This is a genomic window from Prolixibacteraceae bacterium (genome assembly GCA_019856515.1).
GTDB classification, from domain to species: Bacteria; Bacteroidota; Bacteroidia; order Bacteroidales; family Prolixibacteraceae; genus Halosquirtibacter; species Halosquirtibacter xylanolyticus.
On sequence record CP082230.1, the window covers coordinates 2,506,328 to 2,529,711 of the forward strand.

Genomic DNA, 23,384 nt, shown 5'->3' on the forward strand with positions numbered 1-23,384 from the left:
ATATCTTTTAAAAAACGACAAATATACTGTAGTACAAATTAGAAAAAACATTAAGTTATGAAAAAAAATAGTTTCTTCTTTATCTTAATCTTATACATATTTTGTTCTTGTAATGGCAATTCATCGCAGAATACGAATAAAAAAACAGCCCCCATTACAGAGGACAGTAAGCATATTGATACTGCAAAAGGATTAAAGTCGCAAGAACAAAAGGGGGATGTTCAAAATCAAGTGACTATTCCAGATTCTACTGAAGGTAATAAGCTTACAGAAGATCTAATTAAGAATAAAACCTTTTATTATGTGGATGAAGATAAAGACGGAAAAGAAATCGTAGAAGATATGTGCGATTATGGACTAACTGGAATTCGGATTACAAATGATTCATTTTATTCCTTTGGTATGGATGTTTGGTCTTTTAAGATCGACTCAATTGTGTTAAAACAAAATAGTTTGATACTTTATGAAAATACTAAGATATACAGAGATAAAGAGTATATTGATACCAGTTACGGCTATAAAATATCACCAGTTTCTGAGAGAAAAGGGTATATAAACTGTATATTCCCTCAGGTTGAAAAAGTTTTTTTATTGGTTGATAGTGTTTATGCCAAGGATCTAATTGTAAAGGGTAAAGAGTGGACAAAAGAAGATTTTGGAGAAGGATTTTAATTCACGTTTAAATAAGATCTTTGAGAATAACTACAAGCCTATTTAAATCTATGGCTATCGATTATAATTGGTAATAATAAAAGGTTGTCGGTTGATTGTTTTTATTGGTAATGCTGATATAAACCATTAGCCACAACCTTCTTTATTGACAACAAAACGAAAATAATTATATTCTAGGCATCAAGAATTTACCAGAAAGATTCTTTCCTAAAGATTCCAAGGTTTGGCATTTTCATCCTATTGCTTTTGTGGAGCAGATCTAAAGGGTAATTCCAAAGATAATCGATATAAAGCATATGATTATACCTTTTTATCTTCAAGAGCAGTACCTTTCGGTGTAATACGAGAGAGTGATGTGATAGTAAAAGAGCTTATATTTTTAGAGAGTTATATGAATGAGAACAGAAAAATAGTCGTAAATAAAGGCTCTTTCCGAAACTTGGTGGGTGACCATGTTAAATAGAACAATGCTTATATACCCTTATCACATCCGACCACATCAATATCACCTTACTCTGACCAACAAGCTACTTTCTCCTGCTTTTCCCCTGAGATGGCTCGAAGTTCATTCAAAGTTCACTCGAAGTTCATTCATCGATTTCCCTTTTTGGGTGAGGGAATTTCGAATATACTTGGAATGATACCCAAGAAAAAGCAGGTGATAGTAACATGTTAGTCAGGTGATGGGGGCTTTAAGAGTTCTTTATGAATCTCTATTTATCTAAAACATCTTAAACTCACAGCTTGGATCCTTTAGAATACTATTTCAATGATTCGTTATCTTCTTCAACCTTGAATGTGTTGTTCAATAATCGCACTGCTTTAATAGGCATCTAAACTCTTCTATGTTACTAGTTTTGGTGAAGGCGATATCTGGCATTCAGAATACAGGAGTATGATTGCAATCGAATCTGTATCCGAGCTCGGGCTGCGTGTTCCTATGAGGATGCATAAAGACCATGAATTACCCTATTAAGATCGTTCATTATTCTTATGATAACTAGGATTAAAAAAGTGCTTCTACTTTAGGAAATAACCGACATCTTAGATAGGGTTTCCTTCGTAGTTTATTGATACTTCAAGGATACTTCATTGATAGTTGCTTCATCAAAAATGTTTAATAGATGAATATTCTATTGTCATGTTATAGATTTGGTGATGCAAAAGAGTTAACAAACCATAACGATATGTGTTCGTGATGTTTTTGATGAGAATATTATAGCTGCGGGTTCAAAAAGCTTAAACCTACACTAAACGATGGTCTGTTTATCGTAATTTAATTGGAGAATATAACATTGCATTGATGATTTGGTTGCAACGATATATGGTTACTCACCAAATCTCGGAAAGAGCTAAAGAATATAGTCTCCATCATGAATGCTATCTGCTAAGCATCTAATGTGACCTTTACGAAGTTTCATCAAAAAACCTTTCTTATTATAATGGTTTCGAAGACTTTTAGTTGTCTGTTGTTTATCTACAGAGGCTCTTATAGCTGTCACTATTTGATAGATAATAACAGATCCAGTCTTAAGATGACTTGTTATAATCTCTCTGGCACATCGTAATTCTGGCCTAGTCAAATAATTATTTATTTTACAATAATATAGAGTATGCTTGTTCAATATTTGTTTAGTAGGTATCTTGTTCATCAACTAGATTTGAATCTTTAGGTTTCACATTTAATATAGGATTTTAAGCTAGCCATCCTTCTTTTTAAACATACTCTTCTCTATGAAATCTGATATTTACAACAACTTCACATTTTTTTTGGGAGGGAGTCAACTATTAAATCTATAACCCATTATCAAAAGATGAAAAAATTCAGATTACTACTTATACTAATCGTTCTTAACACTGTATTTAGTCCTCATTTAAATGCACAATATACCCTTACAATCGAAGATATTGAATTAGGAACCAATGGAGTTATTCATGACTATTATGGAAATAAAAAAGACATTATTATCCCTCCGCTTTTTCATGTTAATGGAAGAGATATTAAAGTACGTTATATTGCAATAGGTGCATTCTATAATATGTCTCTCACATCAGTTATTTTACCTAAAGGTCTGATTTCAATCGGAGAAAGAGCCTTTTCAAGGAATCGTATTACATCCATAAAAATACCGAATAGTGTACTTGAAATTGGAGAAGATTCTTTTAGTTATAATAAACTAAAAGAATTAACAATCTCTAATCAAGTTACCAATATAAGATCTAGAACATTTCAGGTTAATAAATTAACCAATGTTGACCTACCCCCTAAACTTAGAAGAATAGGATTCTGTGCTTTTTCAGATAACAATCTAGAGCACATCACGATTCCAGAAGAGGTTGAGACGATTGGGGCCAATGCTTTTCGTAATAATGAAATTGCCACACTTCACCTTTCATATAACATTAAAAAGATTGGTGATGGAGCATTTCACAGCAACAAACTCGTCACACTTAAAATACCTCACAATATCAAAAGAATAGGCAATGCACTGTTTTCTTATAATGAAATTGAAACCATAATATTTCCAGATTCATTAATAAGTATAGGAGAATTAGCTTTCCAGCACAATAAAATGACAACGGTAAATATTCCACCTTCAGTTAAATATATAAAATCGAAAGCATTCCAATCAAATGTTCTAACACACATAACACTTCCTGACTCTTTAAAAATGTTAAGCTCCAGTGCATTCAGTTTCAATCAGCTTAGTGAAGTTGAAATTCCATCTAAATTAACCTTTCTAGCAGACAATGTTTTTGCCCACAACAAAATTACTAGACTTACCATTCCCGAAAATATTACTGTAATATATGAAGAGGCATTTGAAAACAATGCCATAAAAGAGCTATCACTTCCAAATTATCTCAAATACATTGATGAAAGTGCATTTGCAGACAATCAAATTAAGTCACTAATAATCCCCAATAGTGTCGTACATATAGGAAAATCAGCCTTCACTAGGAATAGAATAGAAACGTTAATCTTATCAGATAAACTTAAAGTTATTAGTAACTGGTCCTTCCATGCAAATTTCATTAAGTCAGTGGTTATCCCCCAAAGTGTAAAACACATTGGAGAATATGCATTTTATGAGAACCAATTACACCATGTAACATTACCCGATTCTGTTGTTGTTTTTGAAGAAGGGTGTTTTTTGGACAATAAAATTGAAGAACTAAAGATACCTCATAGGACTCAAAATATTGGTAAGATTGCTTTTTCATTTAATAAACTCAAATCTGTGATAATACCTTCAAGTGTTCATTTTATTGGAAGGAAAGCTTTTCGAAAAAATGAACTAAGATCTGTTATTATTGAAAATCACAATACGAAAGTAGATTCAACTGCTTTTTACGAAAACCCACAACTAAAAAAAATAAAGAGAAATCATCATTATAACCTTCAGACCATTCCCTTAAAGTTCCACCTACCCTAAATTTACAGTTGGTTCTAATTTGATTGAAAACAAAGATTATTAATAACAACCTATAAGAATGGATACTTGTTACTCTTAACTAGATTATCATAAATATTGACATGTGTTTTATTGCTTACCATTGAACTTTTTTTGCATATGAGAATTGTAAACTCCTGTGATTTAACTTAAAAGACACCGAAATTCTTGTAACGAAGAATACGTCATCAATTACACGTAAATACTTAATAAAGAGTAAGTGATCTATTTAAGTCTTTAAACGAAGTGTTCATATTTGATCCTAAATTCAATATAGATCTCAAACACTAAAATTAGCTTCACACAGAAAAGATTAATAATAATAGTAAAGCATCATCATATCATACTAAGGGTTAGATGTAATCGTACTTCTATTCCATAAAAACAGCTCTTTTTATGGAACATTTTCCTTAGAAAACGGTTATGATAAGAAATCAATATAAAATCCTGTTTTATGGATCAATTCTCCAATATTGGCAACCAAGAGCTAAGCAGTGTAGAAAGTATGTATGAGAGCTTTCTAGAGGATCCTGATGCGGTAGATGCATCATGGAGACATTTCTTTGAAGGGTTTGATTTTGCACAAACCCACTACCCACAAAAACCAGGGGATATTGCTCTGAGTGAACCCATACAGAAAGAATTTCGGGTCATAGAACTGATCCATGGATACAGGCAACGAGGGCACCTTTTTACAAAGACGAACCCTGTTAGGACACGTAGACAGTATGCTCCTACTTTGGCTCTAGAGAATTTTGGTTTATCAGATAAGGATCTAGATACTAAATTTCATGCAGCACAACAGATTGGGCTACCTACCTCTACATTGAGAGAGATTGTTGCTCATTTAGAACACACCTATTGTGATTCCGTTGGGGTTGAATATCTGTATATGCGCCATCCTGAAGTGGTGCAATGGCTTCAAGAACGAATGGAGAGATCACAAAACAGGGAGCCACTGACGGCCGAGAAGAAACGTCATTTCTTTCACCATCTAAGTCATGCAGTAGGCTTTGAGAACTTCATTCATCGTCGCTTTGTTGGACAAAAACGTTTCTCTATTGAAGGGGCGGAGACATTAATCCCTGCACTAGATAGTGTTATTGAATGGGGTGCTGAACTGGGGATTGAAGAGTTTGTTGTAGGAATGGCCCATAGAGGTCGCCTCAACGTACTTTGTAATATCATGCAGAAGCCAAGTCAGGAGATATTCAATGAATTTATCGGAACGGAATACGAAGAGGGCATTACACTTGGTGATGTAAAATATCACCTAGGTTATGAAAATCAGATCACGACAGATAAAGGTAAAAAAGTGGCAATTAAGTTGCTTCCAAACCCTAGCCACCTAGAAACAGTTGGTCCATTAACGATGGGGATGGCTAGAGGTTATGTGGATGCTAAATATCAAAAGAACGAAGACAAGATTGCACCTATTGTTATTCATGGAGATGCTGCCATTGCAGGCCAAGGGGTCGTATATGAATCGATACAGATGTCACAGTTGGATGGTTATCGATGTGGTGGAACGATTCATCTTGTGATCAACAACCAAGTGGGATTTACAACCAACTACTTGGATGGTCGATCTAGCACCTACTGTACAGACGTGGCAAAAGTCACAAGGTGTCCGGTATTCCATGTGAATGGCGACGATGTAGAAGCGGTAATCTACACCATCAAATTGGCCATGGAGTTTCGTCAGAAGTTCCATTCAGATGTATTTGTTGACATCCTATGTTATCGAAAATATGGTCATAATGAAGGAGATGAACCTCGCTTCACTCAACCTAAATTATATAGTATCATCGCCAAACATAAGAACCCACGAGATATCTATGCTGAGAAACTTATTTCAGAAGGGGTACTTCAAAGAAAGAATGTAGTATCAAAGATCGAAGAGGTGGAACATATCTTAGATGAGAATCTAGAGGCATCCAAAGCTTTAGGACGTATTAAGATCAAGAAGTTCCTCTTGGAAGAACAACACAACTATATTTTACCCAATGGAGATGAGAAGATATGCTATGAAGATACTTCTCTATCGAAAGAGAAAGTGATTGAGTTAGGTGAAGAGATGACAAAGGTATCTAACGAAGGCAGTTTCTTTAAAAAGATATTGAAACTAAATAACGATCGTAAAAAGATGATCGCTGATGGTATTATCGATTGGGCTATAGCAGAACAGTTGGCATATGCATCTCTATTAGATGAAGGCTACTCCGTTAGGCTCTCTGGCCAAGATTCTGAGCGAGGAACATTCTCTCATCGTCATGCGGCATGGGTGAGAGAAGATAGTACTAAGAAGTACTTCCCACTCAAAACGATCCAAGGTAAGAAAGTTCCTTTTCATGTATTCAACTCCCACCTGTCAGAGTATGGTGTATTGGGATTTGAATATGGTTATGCGCTAGCGAGACCTGATGGGCTTACCATTTGGGAAGCGCAGTTCGGAGATTTCGCAAACGGTGCTCAGATTATCTTTGATCAATATATTAGTAGTGCTGGAGAGAAGTGGGGATTGAAAAATGGAGTCACCCTATACCTTCCACATGGATATGAAGGGCAAGGTCCAGAACACTCTTCTGCAAGAATAGAACGGATGTTAACACTATGTGCAAATAACAATATGAGGGTACTGAATTTAACCTCTCCATCCAATCTATTTCATGCTTTGCGTAATCAAGTAATCTCTCGTTGTCGCATCCCTTTGATCATATATACTCCAAAAAGTTTACTCCGAAACCCCGTGGTATATGACACACTGGATTCACTAACGATCAAGGAATTTCAACCACTTATCGAAGAGAAAGTAGAAGATGTGAATATTATAGATAGAGTGGTATTCTGTACTGGGAAAATATATACTGATTTAGTAGAGAAGATGAACTCACTTGACAACAATAAAGTAGCACTGGTAAGAGTGGAACAGCTATATCCATTACCATCAGAAGAGATCGTGGCTATTCAAAAGAAGTATCCACAAGCACAAAAGCATTTTTGGGTACAAGACGAACCATACAACATGGGCACATGGCCTTCAATTGCACTCAATCACATGGATTTAAGACTAACCCCTATTACACGTCCTCAGAGTGGTAGTCCTGCCACTGGTTTGCCAAAACAACATATTGTTCGTTTGAATCATATTATTTCAGAAGTATTTAAAGACTTAAAATAACCCGAGACTATGTATGCAGTAATCGTTCCAACCCCAGGAGAGTCCATCACAGAAGTAGAAATTGGCAGCTGGCTTGTTGAAGATCAACAATATGTCGAACAGAACCAGGCCCTTGCAGAGATAGAATCAGACAAGGCAACCCTTGAATTGGTAGCAGATGTCGCAGGGAAGATTCATATTTTCGCGAAAGAGGGTGAAACAGTAATGGTCGGATCAAAAGTAGCAGATATCGACACCGAAGCAATAGCTCCTGAAGGTGATGTCTCACCAAAAGAAGAGGTAGCTGAGGTGAAAGAAGTTCCGTTAACTCCGAAAGAAGAGAATAAAGCTCCTCAAAAGAGAGAGGTCAAACCAGAACATGAACATATAAAAGTCACCCCATCAGCTCAAGCAGTAATAGAGGAGAATGGTCTTCATCTTGAGGAGGTCCTTGCTGGTATGGCACGCATACAAAAAAAGGATGTAATGCAGGTGATCGACACCCCATTACAAAGCACTTTAAAAGAAAATATTAAAAGTAGTATTCCTAAAGAAGATGAGGTAATTCCAATGTCTGCTCTTCGCAAGAAACTAAGCCAAAGATTGGTGTCTGTGAAGAATGAGACAGCGATGTTAACCACCTTCAATGAGATCAATCTTCATAAGGTCATGGAGATACGCAAACAGTACCAAGGTGCTTTCCAAAAGAAGCATGGGATTAAGCTCGGCTTTATGTCCCTATTTACCAAAGCTGTCAGCGAAGCACTAAAACATCACCCTATGGTGGGAGCAAGCATTGATGGTGATCAAATTATTGTACATCATCGTCATCATATCAGTATTGCCGTCCAAACCCCCAAAGGATTGATGGTTCCTGTAGTACGAGATGTCGATCAAAAAAGCATACCTGAAGTAGAAGCGGAGATTAAAGACTTAGCAACACGTGCAAGAAATAAGAAGATCACTTTAGACGAGATGGAAGGTGGTATATTCACGATCACCAATGGTGGAACATTTGGTTCTATGATGAGTACACCGATTATCAATCCCCCTCAGTCTGCAATACTTGGAATGCACAACATCCTTGAACGTCCAATTGCAGAAGATGGTAAAGTCGTGATTCGTCCCATGATGTATGTGGCCTTATCTTATGACCATCGCATCATTGATGGAAAAGACTCCGTAGGATTTCTCGTGAAAGTAAAACAGCTTTTAGAAGAGCCTAGTCTCCTTCTTTCAGGATTATCTCCATACGAAACACTGTTTGATTTATAGACTTTACATGTTTGGATCGAGATCATTATTTTATTTGTGATAGTAAATATCTCCGGATAATGATCTTGATCCATTCATTATATACACATACTCCAACAAAAAACGTATTACTATGCATTCTATGTGCATAGCAAAATATGGATAGATGCAATATTTACACTATCTATTTTTTATCCTAATACAATTCATAACTTTGTAAAACAAAAACATTTAAAAACCAACAATTATGACAGACCCAAAGATAATATCTGATGTTGACATGAACCGCGTTATGCTTGCAAAAAATCAGATGAAAGACCCCACATTGATGTTAGTACTTCAATTCTTCCTTGGATGGAGTTATGGATCTCTTGATAAAATTGGAACCCAAATACTATTCTATATTACCTTTGCCGGTTTTGGTATTTGGGGATTGATCAGACTATTTACAGTGATGTCTGCCACAAGAGAATATAATAGAACTAAATGTGCACGATTAGGATTCTCTAATGCTGAGATTGCAGCTACAGGTTGGTCTTAATAGATAAAAAATAATATACCCTACATCTACGAAACAGTGAAGAGTCATTGAGAATGTAGATGTAGGACCTATACCATTTACATATCTAAGATTGTGCAGAGTTTCTTTTTCGTAATACTTCTAACACAAAAGGTAAAGTAAAATCGACCACAGTAAGTATCATTATTACCATCAATGTTTCTGAAATAAACTCATCAGAAGCTCGATTTCTGTAAGTTAACAACAGCACAGTCAAAATACTTATAGCCCTTCGTAATCTCTTTAACCCTTTATTTGGATGAAAGACGTTACTCTTCTGTGTACAACGAGGAAGCAATATATTCATATCATCATAAAATCGAATATACTCATCGATATCTTCACTACAATCAAAAGGATAGTTCTGAGGAAAATCAAATCGAGTACCATCATTCATCTTAATGCTCAAGATCATTCGTAATGATCTCCTCTGCTCCTTTATTTTAAACCACTTCACATCTTCCCAATACCATATCTCTGCTTTATCTTCAAAACTAAAACCATAATCAGTTACTTGTAAGCCAATCTTCTTCTTGGCTGCAGCTCTCTCAATCATCAGGTATGAAAATAGAGTGAGCAATATGGAAGATGTTATTGTCCCGATAGCCACATCTGCCTTCAATAGGGTAATAGATAACAGAATCAGTGATAAACATGCAATTATAACTATGATATAAAGAAAGTCGATAGTACGCCTAAAGCGCACCTGAAGTAGGTACTCTGCAATTTTATTTTCTGTCATCTATTATCTAAAGGATTGGGTTACGTATACGTGGGGATAAAACTACTGCTTTTTGTCGTAAGGTATTTTATTATATTTAAAAAAACGCTCTGCTTTAGTTAACCCTTCGTTATAGACTTCTTTAACAATAGCAATACCTTTTTCTTTATCTTGTACGACTCCTTTACCACTAAAAGTACAAGTCCCTACTCTAAACTTTGCGACAGGGATATTGAAGCTGGCAGCTTTTTTATATAATGGATATGCAATATCAAAGTTCTTCTCTACGCCTTCACCTCGATAGTAAGATCTAGCAAGACTATAAGTTGCTAAATGGTGACCTGCGTCTGCTGCCATCTTGTAGTATTTGAATGCTTCAGTATAGTTCCGTTCAACCCCACCTTTACCTTCTCTATATAATTTTCCAATATTACACATTCCATCTTTAAGTCCAAGTTCTGCAGATTTCTTAAACATATCAAAAGCCTTTAGAGTATCTTTCGGAAGACCTTTACCATAAAGATAGAGTATCCCGAGTGCATTGTATGCTTCACTATTGTTTTGGGTAGCTAGTGCTTTCAGTTTATCTAATGACATTTTGCGGGCTATACTATCTTCAGACATCTCAACGACATAACGAGATCGTTGCACCATGAGAGAGCTTTTTCTATCGACTCTATTTTCATTATTTGCATGACTCTTCTGAAAGTTTATTGTCATGACTAAGACTAGTAGCAATATCGTCCTCATTTTAGCAAGTTTTGATTGGTTGTTAAATGATACCAATTCTATCTAAAAGTGAGTTTCATTAATCCATCCAATGTATCTTTTAAAGAGTTTCAAACACCCCAAGGACACCACTAATTTTTCTTGAAAGATAAACATGAAAAGGCTCAATATTAGATCAAAATGGCACACATCTGTACTTAACATATATCACAATAATATAAAATAAAAATATATTTACCAATTCTTATTATGCCATTAGCCCCATGCTTAGTTTATTATTAATATATAATAACAAAATAGAGGAAAGACGAATACAATCAATTCCCCTTATCAAATAACAACACTCTCCTCATTAAAGATCTCTTTCACGACGATCTACATAATATAGATCTATTGATTTATCTTTTATTATATGGAATATTATTGCTGTTAAAGAAAACCTCCGCCTTCACATACCCCTGTTCATACACCTCTTTGATTATCTCTAATCCTTTCTCTTTATCTTGTGCCACACCACGCCCTTTATAAGTTAATGTCCCAATCTTGAATAGGGCCGTCTGTATATTGAATTCACTTGCTTCTTTATACAGCCGATATGCTTCTTTATAATCTTGAGAAACTCCCTCTCCAAGATAGTAACATCGAGCCAAGCTATAAATAGATAAATGGTGACCCGTTTCAGAACCCATCTTATAATAGGCATATGTCTTTTTGAGGTTCTTTTGTACTCCTCCTTTTCCTTCTCGATAAAGTTTTCCAACATTACACATTGCATCACCTAGTCCTAACGCTGCAGCCCTTTGGAACATATCCAAAGCATATAACGTATCTCTTGGTATTTTAGCACCTTTCAGATAAATCAAACCCAATGCATTATAGGCATAACGATTTCCTTCTTCAGCCAAATGCTTCAACTTATCCAAAGACAACCTACGCGCAATACTATCATTTGACATCTCTACTACATAACGAGCTCTTTGAACATGTAGTGTCTTCTTTGATTTCTGTCCCAAGCAGCTCAAATAACCTATTGACATTACCAATACTAACATCCAAATCTTCTTCATATTTCATCTTCCTTTATGTAAAACTTTTATAAATTCATCACGAAAAATTCCAACGTAAGATCCAATATCATATAAATAGAGATCAATGAGTATTTAGATCCTTTTTGAAAAAGAATAGAAGAGGACTCTCTCTTCTCGAGAAAACCCCTTCTACCTTAAAATAAAACCCAATAAAAACACTAAACTAAATGTTGTTATCTCTTGGTGAACTGCTTAGAAAGAACACCTTTTGCCGTTTCTATTTTCATAAAATAGTTACCAGCACCAAGAGTGGACAAGTCAACTCTAACTTGTTTACTATATACTTTCTGCTCCGTTATTACTACTCCTGTAGAGGATATCACTTGATATGTAAATACTTCTGTATTACACTCAATATTAACCACCTGATTTACTGGAATTGGATAAAGAATAAATTTTGGAGGCATACTTCTTTTTGACGAAACTGAAGAGGTGAGATCTTGCTCAAGTGTATCTTTAATTGATACATTACCATGCACATTTACTCTAAATGACTTGGGATGGTATCCAGCCTTACTCAGATTGATTGTATAGACGTTATCCTCAATAGGAGTAATCACGGTTCGGCCTAAAGGGTTGGTATTATAATTCACCCCAGTACACACGACTTTCACATCACTTAACGTTTCAACCTTAGCTCCATTCTTACCGTATACATCAATCGTCAATGTGTTTTTTGCAATATTCGCACTTTCACCAGCAGTAAACTCCCATATATTCCCTTTTACGATCGCGCCTTTCAGCACTCCATCAACTCTCCAGTAATACTTCGTTCCTTTCATTAAGTTCGATGGATGATAGACATTACAATCCAATCGCCCCTTATAAGATAGAGAGCTTGGAGTAGCCGATGTAACCTCACTTAAAGAGGTCGATATATACACATCTGATTTCTCTGCCTTATACGCAGGAAGCCACATAAGATCAACTAAACTATATGATGTAGCTCCTTTATCATTTGGTATTGGCATACTTGATTTTACGAGCTTACGTCCTGGAATCCAATAATTCTTATCCCCCCATTCATAGGCACCAATATCAGGTTTAACACCAACATATTTATACCCAATATCAACTCCTTGATCAATCAATTCCGACTCTAAACGAGGACGAAAATCTCTATTAATCCAATCATACACCTGATCCTCAAGATTAAGACCAGTTGTTTTACCATCCCAATTCTTCTTATGGTCACCAGCCTTAAAAGAGACCCCATCACGAGTCGCATTATTGGCACTTTTTGAATTCTTATGGATACCACTAGCAGGATCTTTTGAAGTATCTGCAAAATCAATTCTCTCTAAACTCAAGTTATGATACGCCTTTTTATAGTCTCCTTTCAACATCATTCCAACATCAGGAGTGTTGAAATTCACATTATTACGAACCAAACCTGGACCTTGCCTTGGATTTAACACATCTTTAGGTCCATCTTGCATACGAATACATCTCTTCGTATTGTTGTAAAACCAATTATTACGCACTTCTGAATCGTTGGCTCCCATAAAGAAGTGAACCATTGCGCCATCATGTTGAAGAGGATGAATATCATGTATTTTATTCAACTCTATAATTGAATTCCCAGAAGCCATCACCCCCTCTGATGCACCTGTCTGGTATACTTCATTACGACGAAAAGTACTATTAGGACAATTTCTAAACCATATAAAACCTGAATTTCCCTGATGAGGAGCAACAGAATAGTCAAGGTCATGTAACAGACAGTTCTCGACCAAATTATGACTCCCCTTTTGGAACTTTGCTACCAAGCCATCCGTATATGCCAATTCACAATTTATTATACTAGAGTGACGACAATTATCAAACAACAAGCCTGTTTCTGCACCCGTTTTACCTAAAGTTCTTTTGTTAAAACATGGATAATCAAATTTACAATCCTCGAAAGAGATATAGTTTGATTTACTAACACGGACCCCTGCAGAAAAGAAGTGAATTCCAACCACTTTAATGTTCTCAGAAGCTTCAATCGATAAGGCTTTATCAATATTTCGCACCTTGACACCAGAAGGAACTCCAACAGTTAATGGCTTATAATAAAGCATGGAATCTTTGGGATTATAATACCACTCATCTGCTTCATCAATCAATTCATATTTTGAATCAAAGAAGTAGTGATGAAAAACAGGTTTCAATTGGACACCTCCTGCTTTATACGAGAAATGATCCTCTCCAATATGATGCTCTGTCACTTTTTTTGCATAGGTAAAGAAGTTAAATACATTCAATACCACCATAGCATTGTCAAGATCAACACCAATATTCTTCAAATCAATCCCTCCATGTGGATCGTCATATTCGACACCAATCTTATCACCAACCGCGTTGGTCGTGATTTTTGACCTCTTCTCATCCCCTTGACACCATAACTCTCTCTTCCAGGCATTATCATTTTGAAAAGAAGCATTCGGCCATCGTGCTAACATAGACCACTTTCCATCATTAAACAGTTGCCATATCCGATCATTTAGCTTGATCTTATAGATATTATCTCGATCACTTTGCCAACCTCCTTTTGAAAGATCTGAAACCGATAGTGAGCCATCTACAACAACTCTTTCATTATTATAATTAACAATTACAACTGGCGCCCCACTTGAGGCTTTTATACCATTCACATGAAGCTCTTCATGATAATTACCTTCTCTAACATATAGCGTATCTCCTGCCTTTATTTTAGACAGTGCAAACTTTATTGACTTAAATGGACTCACTTTGGACCCATTATTAAGGACATCATTTCCTAAAGGTGAAACATACTTATTTCCTGTGGTAATTTTAGTTTGCGCATTCACACGCTGACCCCCAAGAAATATCAAAAGCCATAAGCTCAGTAGAAAGTAGATATTTTTCATTGAAGAAATTATTTGCAAAACACAGACTGTAAAGAGAGAAGTCCAACGCAAAATGTAAAACGAATGACCTCTACGAATGCACACTATTAGTTTTAATATGAGAAATGATAGATGAATTAAAAATATAGGACACCTCTTCCCCTACAATCCGTGATCTATTATAAATATTTTATCTAGAGCAAATATCCATATACAGCAAGATTTCTATTAACATAAATAAATCTACTTTTAACACAATCACTACTATTTTTAACAAAAATAAATACAACTGTAATAAGCTAATACTTTCACATATAATGAATTAATAGATATAATACATTTAATAGCACAATCCACATAACCCAACACAATAAACCCTAATAATCAGACAACTACAAACAAACTAATAACTCTACCATACTCGATAATTCACAGGAGAGATAGATATCGAAGAACCAAGTTTATCAGAGCATAAAAAACCCCAACATCTCTTTATAAGATATTGAGGGTTTCTCAATGCAGCCACTACTGACTCTATAACAAAAAGAGATTAGCTATTTTTATCTTTAATCTTCTGAACAACGAGTTGTCCCATAGATTTATCTTTAACCAACACACGATCCCCTTTGGTCAACATACCAGAGATACTTGTCGCTTGAAAATACGCACCATTAATGCTCACCTTTCCGATCGGATGAAGGTCTGTAACAACCACACCCTCACATCCAACGAGGGACTGTTTTGTTTCTGAAAGGACATTACTTGTCGTGGCATCACCTTCTAATTCTGTATGCAATGCAAACTTACGGAATAAGGGCGAATTCATTGTGGAAAAGCTCTTTCCAATATAGAACATCGCACCGAGAGCAACGATCAAAGCTCCCAACACAATCGTAAGTGCTGTAGATAATGCATCGGTCTCTACCCATTCGAAATTGAAAGTATCGTTATCGACCATCGCAAGCACTAGCGAAGTGACAACACACAATATTCCTGATATCCCCGTAAAACCAAACCCTGGGACAATGAATATCTCTAGAAACAGCAGGACAACACCAGCCATAAAGATAAGCACCTCCCATGTCGTAGCGTATCCAAATAGAAATAGAGGAATAAAGAACAGTGCTCCAAACCCAATAATCATAAGAAATGGGGAGAACAGTCCTGGCATCTTAAAGCTAGAGAACAAACCTATCAATAGAAAAGTGACAATAATTGTAGGAAGAAATGGGGACGCAAAGAAACGAATATACTTGTCCTGTGCAGATAATTCAAAAGATATCACTTGCTCTTTTTCATATCCCAATCGCAAGAGCAAATCTTGTTCTGAAAGAACAATCGCATCACAATACCTATATTTCAATGCCTCATCGGCAGTAAAAGTCAACACCTTGCCCTCTTCACTCACCCCCTCAATCTGTAGATCTTCATCCACCATCGCCTCCGCAATAGATGGATCACGTCGCCAAACTTCATTGCCATCACCATCCACAATCTTACCCTTCGCTTCGGCAGTAGCACGCATGGTAGCCCTCTGATAACTTTGATATTTATCTGGCATCGCTTTGCCATCCATCCCTACAACAGTAGCAGCTCCAATGCTACCACCCGGCGTCATATAGATCGAGTCACAAGCCAATGAAATCATTGCACCAGCAGAAGCCGCATTGTTATCAACAAAGACATAGACAGGTATCTTAGAGCGGAGTATACGCGAACGTATCGAATCCGCATCTTTCACTCTTCCACCATAGGTATTCATCAATATCAAAATAGCATCTACACTATCTTCTTCAGCCTTTTCAAAAGCCATTCTAGTATCATACCAGCTAACACTATTAATCTCATCCTTCAAGTTATAAGAAAGGATCTTCTTTTGTGAAGCCTGTCCAACATGCGAACAAAAACACAAAACAATAATCATCAAAAGCTGGTAAACTCTATTCCACATATTATTCACTTTCTATTTTATGTACATATTGTAAAAAGAGATCGAGACCGCGATGCATATCTTCAGTCATATCATAAACAATCTCCTCTTCAAAATATTTTGCAATATCCACTTTAGGGAAAAGTGGTTGATATATCTCAATGGTCTCATCTAAATGAGTACACCCATCTTTCAATGCATTATTCAGTTCATCAACAAATGAACTATCTAACGGCTTATTTGCCACCCAAGCAGCAAAAACAAATGGTTCACCAGTCGACTTCTTCCACATATCCGAAAGATCGATCATGAACTTATACTTATGCTCAATATCGAATACACGATCCCCAATCACTACCGCAGCAGTCGTTCCTCCAATCACCTCCTGATGATATCCTTCATAAGCTGGTTTAAACTCTGGGGTAATATTCCAAAAGAAACGACAGAGAATTTGACAAAGCATCACAGAAGTTCGGGACTGATAATCTAAATATATTGTTTGGATCTCATGAAGAGGAACATCACTAGCTATCACGACCGTATGAACAGGTCCATCACCACCGATACAATAGTCCGATACAATATGGTACTCCTTCATCTTCGGGAGTATCGCAACAGGAACAAGACCTAGATCAACATCCCCTTGCAGAAGTTTTTTTGCACAGTCTGCAGGATGGTCTAGAGCTAGATCAATACTATTCATAATGGGATCTTTCATGATTCCATGAACCATCGGTTTGCTGTTCAAATATGACACAGCCGATATCTTCACTTTTTTCATCTCGTTTTTGTTTTTAAGAATCCAACAATACAAACATTGAATCGGATAGCTTCCATTCAATCTATATAAAAGTAAGAATAAAGTTGATATTGTTCACCCTTTCCTCTCAAATTCATTGTATTCATAAGAAATAAACATAAACACCATGTCTCACTAAAATTCTTATGCATCCTCCCCCTTCACAAGGATATAAAAAAGCAGATCGACTCCACCCAAATATAGACAAACCTTTCAACTCTCCTCCAATCCTCCTCCCACTCTCCTTCTATCTTCCGCCCACTCTCCTTCGTGTTTCCTTCGTACCAACTTCGTACCTCCTTCGACTCTTGTTCACATATTGATCACATATTAGTCACATACTGCTCATCCTTCCTCCACATTATTATGGAGAACTAGTAACCAATATATGACCAACCGATATCTAATATGTGACCAATAGTCGAAGGAAACACGAAGGAAACACGAAGGAAACACGAAGGAAACACGAAGAAAACACGAAGGAAACACGAAGGAGAGTGGGAGGAGGATAGAAAAAGTGTAGGACAAACTTATAATCAATGAGGGGGTAGTTAAGGCAGAAAGATCATATAGAAGGAGAGCAGACAATTTGGTCAATCAGTTGGGGCTTAATGATTAAACATAAAATAACACAAAAGTAACCGTATCATTAAATTCATAAAAAGTATCTAAATTTTTACCTTTTTAAAAATGCTTTTACAAAAAATAGTAGTAAATTCAAGTGATTAATTACTAAGTAACAATGTTTAATTATGATGAAAAAAATCGCGTATTTACTATTCTCTCTATTTATCCTAGCAAGTTGCCAAAAGAGCTCTTTTAAGATCACAGGAGATGTTGTAGGCATTAAAGATGGAACAGTATATCTTCAAGTAATTGAGAATAATTCATTATCAAAAATAGATAGTACAGAAGTTCAAAACGGACATTTTGAGTTTAGTGGGAAAGTAGAGTATCCGACACTCATGTTTGTTGGGCCAACTGGAGCAAGACCAAAGAACATCAGGTTATATGTTGAAAATAAGGACATCACTATTGAAGGAGATATAGCAGAAGCAGAAAAGATTATTATTCAAGGTTCGGCTTCACAGGATTTAGTTAACACATTAAACGACGAGCAGAAGAAGATAGAGGATCAGCTAAAGCCTATGATCAAAGCTTATCATGCAGAACAAGATCCAGTAAAGAAGAGTGAGATTCGTAAAAATGCAATTGAACTTAGTGATTTAATTATAAAAGATCAAATTAGATTTATTGATGAACACATGGATTCTCATGTATCTGTTTATATGACAACTTATGATTTAAATGGACAGATGGAGTTCTCTAAAATGGAAGAGTTAAGTAAAACATTTGAGAAGAACTTCCCGAATTCACCTGTAGTTAAAGTACTCTCTGAAAGAGTTGCAAAAGAGAAAAAGACAGCTATTGGACAGAAAGCTCCGAACTTTTCGGTAAAAGACATCGATGGTAATACAATCACTCTTGACACTTTTAAAGGGAAATATGTTCTTCTTGACTTCTGGGCATCATGGTGTGGACCATGTAGAAGAGAGGCTCCTAATTTTGTAAGAATATACAACAAATATAAGAACGATAATTTCACCATTTTTGGGATCTCACTAGATAAAGATGAGGTAAAATGGAAAAAAGGAATTGAAGATATGGGCTTCACATGGAATCATACGTGTGATTTTAAAGTGTGGAAGACAGAGCTAGCGCAACTGTATAATGTACGAAGTATTCCTACTTGCTACTTGGTTGATCCCAACGGAATGATCGTTGCCAAAGGAATTGTAGGAGACGAACTAGACAAGAAATTAGCAACGCTTTTACGCTAGTATATATGACATGGAAAGTCATAGAATAAATGGGGCTTATGAAGCCTATACTATGACTTTTTGCATGTTATTTGTATGAAGATTTTTAGTACTTCGTTAGAACATATAGTCTAAAACATTGTTTAGGGCTGTGAGTTTAAAGCATTGATAAATACAAAAAATCATGACAAAATACGATATTGTTGTTCTTGGAAGTGGACCAGGAGGATATGTAGCAGCGATCCGTGCTGCACAACTAGGATTTAAAGTTGGTATTATTGAGAGAGAAAACCTTGGAGGGATCTGTCTTAATTGGGGATGTATTCCGACCAAAGCACTTCTTAAAAGTGCTCATGTTTTTGATCAAATGAAGCATGCTCAAGAGTATGGTATTTCACTAGAGTCAGAGCCAACAATTCACTTCGACAAGGTGATTGAGAGAAGTCGTGGCGTGGCATCAGGGATGAGCAAAGGTATTGACTTCTTGATGAATAAGAACAAGATTGAAGTTATCATGGGCAACGGGACTTTGGTCTCGCCAAACCAAATAGAGGTCACTGATAAAGACAATCAAAAACAGATCGTTGAAGCAGATCATATAATCTTAGCAACAGGAGCACGATCAAAACAGTTGCCTAATCTTCCTCAAGATGGCAAGAATATTATCGGTTATAGAGAAGCGATGACTCTTCCAAAACAACCGAAGAGTATGATTGTTGTTGGTTCTGGAGCCATAGGGTGTGAGTTTGCTGATTTCTATAATTCGATCGGAACGAAGGTTACTGTGGTTGAGTTCTTACCAAATATTGTTCCGAATGAAGACGAAGAGGTTTCGAAGCAATTGGCTCGAAGTTTCAAGAAAAGCGGGATCAAAGTCATGACCAATGCCGCAGTGGAACATGTTGAAGTTACGGACAGTGGTTGTATAGCTACGGTTAAGACAAAGAAGGGAGAACAGACTGTTGAAGCAGAGATTGTACTGTCGGCAGTAGGAGTTACTCCTAATATTGAAAATATAGGCTTAGAGCAGGTGGGTATTCTAGTTGAAAATGGTAAAGTCACAGTAGACGACTACTATCAAACTAATATTCCATCAGTTTATGCTATTGGAGATATTGTGAAAGGGCAAGCTCTAGCACACGTTGCTTCTGCTGAAGGGATTACTTGTGTTGAGAAGATCGCAGGTAAGAGTCCACGTATCATCAACTACAATAATATACCAGGGTGTACTTACACATCACCTGAAGTGGCATCAGTAGGTTATACTGAAGCCAAAGCAAAAGAGCTTGGGCACAATATCAAAGTAGGTAAATTCCCATTCTCAGCATCAGGTAAAGCAAGTGCATCTAATACAAAAGAAGGTTTCGTCAAACTTATATTTGATGAAAAATATGGCGAACTATTAGGAGCTCATATGATTGGAGCGAATGTGACGGAAATGATTGGAGAATTGGTTGTAGGTAAAGATCTTGAGATAACGGCTCATGAGATCATAAGTGCTGTACACCCTCATCCAACCATGAACGAAGCAATAATGGAAGCAGCTGCTGCTGCGTATGATGAAGTAATACATATTTAGATGTATTACCTTTTGTATTCGATATCTTACTATTAAGATATCGAATACAAAATAACTTATTTCAAAACAAACCTAGACATGAAAAGATTTTTCCTTATGCTAAGCATTTCTATGCTTTGCTTCAGCTGTTCAAACGACCTAGTAGACAGCTTAGATGATATTGCTCCTAACACTCAAGGTGCTGTAGCAGGAAATACTACAGATGGACCAGTTGACTCTTGGATACCTCTTACTCCTGGAGTGAATACACCTAGCACAGATGCTGCTGGACCAGTAGACTCTTGGATACCTCTTACTCCTGGAGTGAATACACCTAGTACAGACGCTGCTGGACCTGTTGACTCATGGATACCTCTTACTCCTGGAGTGAATACACCTAGCACGGATGCTGCTGGACCTGTTGACTCATGGATACCTCTTACTCCTGGAGTTAAATAAATAAGAATAAACTGGATTTATGTGATCTTGTTGTCTCTTTGAGACAATGGAGGTTATTATTAGACTATTAAGAAGGATATCTCCCCCGAAAAAGGAAGATATCCTTTTTTTTATCTATCACTTTGATTGGTTGTCAAACATCAAGGTGATATCGATTACGTATGGCTAGCTCCTAGTAGCTATCGAATTAGTTATTGAAGATCGAATAGGAATATAAGAATGGCAACATAACTTAAAATAGAACGACTACTGTTAATAAGCAACAATAGAAAGATTTTAAATAGATCATACTACAAAAAAGTGTTATCAGACATTCTATGATAATGTTTTGTGTTACTGACAAGAAGATCACACACTATTATTTTAGATATAAAAGCTTATAAATGGGATAAATCACGATTTAACGAACTCTTTGGTAAAGTCTATATCTAGATACTCACACCTCAACCCAGAGCTTATCAGAGTGGATTAATCGCCATGCCTACAAGCCATAATAAACACTAATTCACATTGTTAATTTAACAAAAGAGGTGAACAATGAGCTTCATTTTACCATAGCTTTGATTCAAAATTATTACATAGTTAATATCTAATTATTTTAATGGATTAACGATGGATTATACTTCGGATATCAAAAACATGTGCATTGTTGCACAAGGCCCGAATCATGGACCTTCTCCTATTCCACAACAAGGACAGTGGACAAAAGCAAAAGAGATAAGAGACATTAATGGTTTAACTCACGGAGTTGGTTGGTGTGCACCACAACAAGGAGCATGTAAACTCACACTAAACATCAAAGAGGGGACAATTCAAGAAGCACTCGTTGAGACGATTGGATGTACAGGGATGACACATTCTGCTGCGATGGCTTCTGAGATCTTGCCGGGGAAAACAATTCTAGAGGCATTGAACACAGATCTTGTGTGTGATGCAATTAATGTAGCAATGAGGGAACTCTTTCTACAGATTGTTTATGGTAGGAGTCAGACCGCATTTTCAGAAGGAGGTCTACCTGTAGGATCAGCGTTAGAAGACCTTGGCAAAGGGGAACGTTCGGTGATTGGAACCACATATGGAACGATCAAAAAAGGGCCTAGATATTTAGAAGTTACTGAGGGGTATATAACTAGGCAAGCACTTGATGAGGATAACGAGATCATAGGCTATCAGTTTGTACAGTTAGGAAAGATGATGGAGTATATAGAACAAGGTCTAACAGCTGATGATGCTCTTGTTAAAGCGACAGGGACCTATGGTCGATATGATGATGCAGTAAAATATATTAACCCTAGAAAACAGTAATAGTTATGGTACTTTTCGAAGGATACGAAAGAAGAATAGAGAATATTCAAACGTTTTTGGAGGCCAACAATATATCATCATTAGAGGAGGCAGAACAGATCTGTAAAGAACATCATCTAGATATACAAAGTATTGTAAAAGAGATTCAACCGATCGCTTTTGAAAATGCTGGTTGGGCATATACTATTGGTGCTGCTGTAGCTATTGGTCGTGGTCAAGGAGAAGCGGCAGATATTGCCATCACTCTAGGTGAGGCATTACAGGCATTCTGTATTCCAGGATCTGTTGCTGATGACCGTAAGGTAGGCTTAGGGCATGGGAACTTAGCTTCTATGTTACTGCGTCCTGAGACAAAATGTTTTGCATTCCTTGCAGGCCATGAGTCTTTTGCGGCAGCAGAGGGGGCTATTGGGTTAGCAAAATCGGCCAATAAAGTTCGCAAAGAGCCACTTAAGGTGATTCTTAATGGTCTAGGTAAGGATGCTGCCCAAATCATCTCGCGAATGAATGGATTTACACATGTAGAGACCATCTTTGACTACCATACAGGAGAGCTTACGGTATCGAAAGAGAAGTCTTACTCTAAAGGAGAGCGAGCACAAGTTCGATGTTATGGTGCAGATGATGTAAGAGAAGGGGTAGCCATCATGCACCTTGAAGAAGTAGATGTGTCGATTACAGGAAATTCGACCAACCCCACTCGTTTTCAGCACCCTGTTGCTGGTACTTATAAAAAAGAGTGTTATGAATCAGGCAAGAAGTATTTCTCGGTAGCTTCAGGAGGGGGTACAGGAAGAACACTTCATCCTGATAATATGGCAGCAGGACCTGCTTCTTATGGTATGACAGATACCATGGGACGTATGCACTCTGATGCCCAATTTGCAGGATCTTCTTCAGTTCCAGCACATGTTGAGATGATGGGGTTGATAGGTATGGGAAATAATCCAATGGTTGGTGCTTCTGTAGCAGTGGCTGTAGCTGTATCTCAACAGATGAAATAGGTGTAATTATACCGTTTAT

General features: G+C 36.7%; 18 protein-coding genes. 11 read left to right on the top strand and 7 right to left on the bottom strand.

The genetic code is table 11. The features are described 5' to 3' along the window. The first annotated feature begins 57 nt into the window (after positions 1–57). Positions 58–672: a hypothetical protein gene (locus K5X82_08870; protein ID QZT38995.1), complete on the top strand. Its 615-nt coding sequence runs from the start codon at positions 58–60 to the stop codon at positions 670–672. A 223-nt stretch (positions 673–895) separates the two neighbouring features. Further along, complete coding sequence (locus K5X82_08875; protein QZT38996.1) at positions 896–1,135, top strand: hypothetical protein; 240 nt, start codon at positions 896–898, stop codon at positions 1,133–1,135. Positions 1,136–2,024: 889 nt separating this feature from the next. On the opposite strand, the gene K5X82_08880 is transcribed toward K5X82_08875, so the two are convergent. Next, positions 2,025–2,324 carry a hypothetical protein gene (locus K5X82_08880; protein ID QZT38997.1) on the bottom strand — a complete coding sequence of 100 codons (300 nt, stop codon included), beginning with the start codon at positions 2,322–2,324 and terminating at the stop codon, positions 2,025–2,027. 162 nt (positions 2,325–2,486) lie between these two features. Here K5X82_08880 and K5X82_08885 point away from each other — a divergent pair, with 162 nt between their 5' ends. The 4 genes from K5X82_08885 (at position 2,487) to K5X82_08900 (ending at position 9,082) form a co-directional block, all read left to right on the top strand. Further along, positions 2,487–4,109, top strand: a complete 1,623-nt coding sequence (locus K5X82_08885; protein QZT38998.1) for a leucine-rich repeat domain-containing protein — start codon at positions 2,487–2,489, stop codon at positions 4,107–4,109. Positions 4,110–4,581: 472 nt separating this feature from the next. Then, positions 4,582–7,308, top strand: a complete 2,727-nt coding sequence (locus K5X82_08890; GenBank protein QZT38999.1) for a 2-oxoglutarate dehydrogenase E1 component — start codon at positions 4,582–4,584, stop codon at positions 7,306–7,308. A 9-nt stretch (positions 7,309–7,317) separates the two neighbouring features. After that, positions 7,318–8,562, top strand: a complete 1,245-nt coding sequence (gene odhB / locus K5X82_08895) for a 2-oxoglutarate dehydrogenase complex dihydrolipoyllysine-residue succinyltransferase (protein QZT39000.1) — start codon at positions 7,318–7,320, stop codon at positions 8,560–8,562. A gap of 226 nt (positions 8,563–8,788) precedes the next feature. Beyond that, positions 8,789–9,082, top strand: a complete 294-nt coding sequence (locus tag K5X82_08900; protein ID QZT39001.1) for a hypothetical protein — start codon at positions 8,789–8,791, stop codon at positions 9,080–9,082. 85 nt (positions 9,083–9,167) lie between these two features. On the opposite strand, the gene K5X82_08905 is transcribed toward K5X82_08900, so the two are convergent. The 6 genes from K5X82_08905 to K5X82_08930 all read right to left on the bottom strand — a co-directional run bounded on the left by K5X82_08905 (position 9,168) and on the right by K5X82_08930 (position 17,201). After that, the gene (locus K5X82_08905; protein ID QZT39002.1) at positions 9,168–9,842 is read right to left on the bottom strand and encodes a hypothetical protein; all 675 of its coding nucleotides are present in this window, start codon (positions 9,840–9,842) and stop codon (positions 9,168–9,170) included. Between the two features lie 42 nt (positions 9,843–9,884). Beyond that, positions 9,885–10,571 carry a sel1 repeat family protein gene (locus K5X82_08910; protein QZT39003.1) on the bottom strand — a complete coding sequence of 229 codons (687 nt, stop codon included), beginning with the start codon at positions 10,569–10,571 and terminating at the stop codon, positions 9,885–9,887. 377 nt (positions 10,572–10,948) lie between these two features. After that, positions 10,949–11,617 carry a sel1 repeat family protein gene (locus K5X82_08915; GenBank protein QZT39004.1) on the bottom strand — a complete coding sequence of 223 codons (669 nt, stop codon included), beginning with the start codon at positions 11,615–11,617 and terminating at the stop codon, positions 10,949–10,951. 194 nt (positions 11,618–11,811) lie between these two features. Further along, positions 11,812–14,511 (bottom strand): right-handed parallel beta-helix repeat-containing protein, encoded by a 2,700-nt coding sequence (locus K5X82_08920; protein QZT39005.1) that lies wholly within the window; start codon positions 14,509–14,511, stop codon positions 11,812–11,814. A gap of 529 nt (positions 14,512–15,040) precedes the next feature. Continuing rightward, entirely contained in the window at positions 15,041–16,441 is a 1,401-nt protein-coding gene (locus K5X82_08925) for a S49 family peptidase (protein QZT39006.1), read from the bottom strand. A 1-nt stretch (position 16,442) separates the two neighbouring features. Then, positions 16,443–17,201, bottom strand: coding sequence for a menaquinone biosynthesis protein (locus K5X82_08930; GenBank protein ID QZT39007.1), 759 nt, complete (start codon positions 17,199–17,201; stop codon positions 16,443–16,445). 770 nt (positions 17,202–17,971) lie between these two features. On the opposite strand from K5X82_08930, the gene K5X82_08935 reads away from it, so the two are divergent. The 5 genes from K5X82_08935 to K5X82_08955 all read left to right on the top strand — a co-directional run bounded on the left by K5X82_08935 (position 17,972) and on the right by K5X82_08955 (position 23,365). Beyond that, positions 17,972–19,060 carry an AhpC/TSA family protein gene (locus tag K5X82_08935; protein QZT39008.1) on the top strand — a complete coding sequence of 363 codons (1,089 nt, stop codon included), beginning with the start codon at positions 17,972–17,974 and terminating at the stop codon, positions 19,058–19,060. 163 nt (positions 19,061–19,223) lie between these two features. Further along, complete coding sequence (gene lpdA, locus K5X82_08940; GenBank protein QZT39009.1) at positions 19,224–20,618, top strand: dihydrolipoyl dehydrogenase; 1,395 nt, start codon at positions 19,224–19,226, stop codon at positions 20,616–20,618. 78 nt (positions 20,619–20,696) lie between these two features. Beyond that, the gene (locus tag K5X82_08945; GenBank protein QZT39010.1) at positions 20,697–21,056 is read left to right on the top strand and encodes a hypothetical protein; all 360 of its coding nucleotides are present in this window, start codon (positions 20,697–20,699) and stop codon (positions 21,054–21,056) included. 612 nt (positions 21,057–21,668) lie between these two features. Beyond that, entirely contained in the window at positions 21,669–22,361 is a 693-nt protein-coding gene (locus tag K5X82_08950) for a hypothetical protein (GenBank protein ID QZT39011.1), read from the top strand. Between the two features lie 5 nt (positions 22,362–22,366). Further along, positions 22,367–23,365 carry a GGGtGRT protein gene (locus K5X82_08955; GenBank protein ID QZT39012.1) on the top strand — a complete coding sequence of 333 codons (999 nt, stop codon included), beginning with the start codon at positions 22,367–22,369 and terminating at the stop codon, positions 23,363–23,365. The last annotated feature ends 19 nt before the right edge of the window (positions 23,366–23,384 follow it).

Excerpts from the sequence above, each read along its gene's own strand:
- K5X82_08870 (QZT38995.1), top strand. The coding sequence starts at position 58 with ATGAAAAAAAATAGTTTCTTCTTTATCTTAATCTTATACATATTTTGT.
- K5X82_08880 (QZT38997.1), bottom strand. The coding sequence starts at position 2,324 with ATGAACAAGATACCTACTAAACAAATATTGAACAAGCATACTCTATAT.
- K5X82_08885 (QZT38998.1), top strand. The coding sequence starts at position 2,487 with ATGAAAAAATTCAGATTACTACTTATACTAATCGTTCTTAACACTGTA.
- K5X82_08890 (QZT38999.1), top strand. The coding sequence starts at position 4,582 with ATGGATCAATTCTCCAATATTGGCAACCAAGAGCTAAGCAGTGTAGAA.
- odhB (QZT39000.1), top strand. The coding sequence starts at position 7,318 with ATGTATGCAGTAATCGTTCCAACCCCAGGAGAGTCCATCACAGAAGTA.
- K5X82_08900 (QZT39001.1), top strand. The coding sequence starts at position 8,789 with ATGACAGACCCAAAGATAATATCTGATGTTGACATGAACCGCGTTATG.
- K5X82_08905 (QZT39002.1), bottom strand. The coding sequence starts at position 9,842 with ATGACAGAAAATAAAATTGCAGAGTACCTACTTCAGGTGCGCTTTAGG.
- K5X82_08910 (QZT39003.1), bottom strand. The coding sequence starts at position 10,571 with ATGAGGACGATATTGCTACTAGTCTTAGTCATGACAATAAACTTTCAG.
- K5X82_08915 (QZT39004.1), bottom strand. The coding sequence starts at position 11,617 with ATGAAGAAGATTTGGATGTTAGTATTGGTAATGTCAATAGGTTATTTG.
- K5X82_08920 (QZT39005.1), bottom strand. The coding sequence starts at position 14,511 with ATGAAAAATATCTACTTTCTACTGAGCTTATGGCTTTTGATATTTCTT.
- K5X82_08925 (QZT39006.1), bottom strand. The coding sequence starts at position 16,441 with ATGTGGAATAGAGTTTACCAGCTTTTGATGATTATTGTTTTGTGTTTT.
- K5X82_08930 (QZT39007.1), bottom strand. The coding sequence starts at position 17,201 with ATGAAAAAAGTGAAGATATCGGCTGTGTCATATTTGAACAGCAAACCG.
- K5X82_08935 (QZT39008.1), top strand. The coding sequence starts at position 17,972 with ATGATGAAAAAAATCGCGTATTTACTATTCTCTCTATTTATCCTAGCA.
- lpdA (QZT39009.1), top strand. The coding sequence starts at position 19,224 with ATGACAAAATACGATATTGTTGTTCTTGGAAGTGGACCAGGAGGATAT.
- K5X82_08945 (QZT39010.1), top strand. The coding sequence starts at position 20,697 with ATGAAAAGATTTTTCCTTATGCTAAGCATTTCTATGCTTTGCTTCAGC.
- K5X82_08950 (QZT39011.1), top strand. The coding sequence starts at position 21,669 with ATGGATTATACTTCGGATATCAAAAACATGTGCATTGTTGCACAAGGC.
- K5X82_08955 (QZT39012.1), top strand. The coding sequence starts at position 22,367 with ATGGTACTTTTCGAAGGATACGAAAGAAGAATAGAGAATATTCAAACG.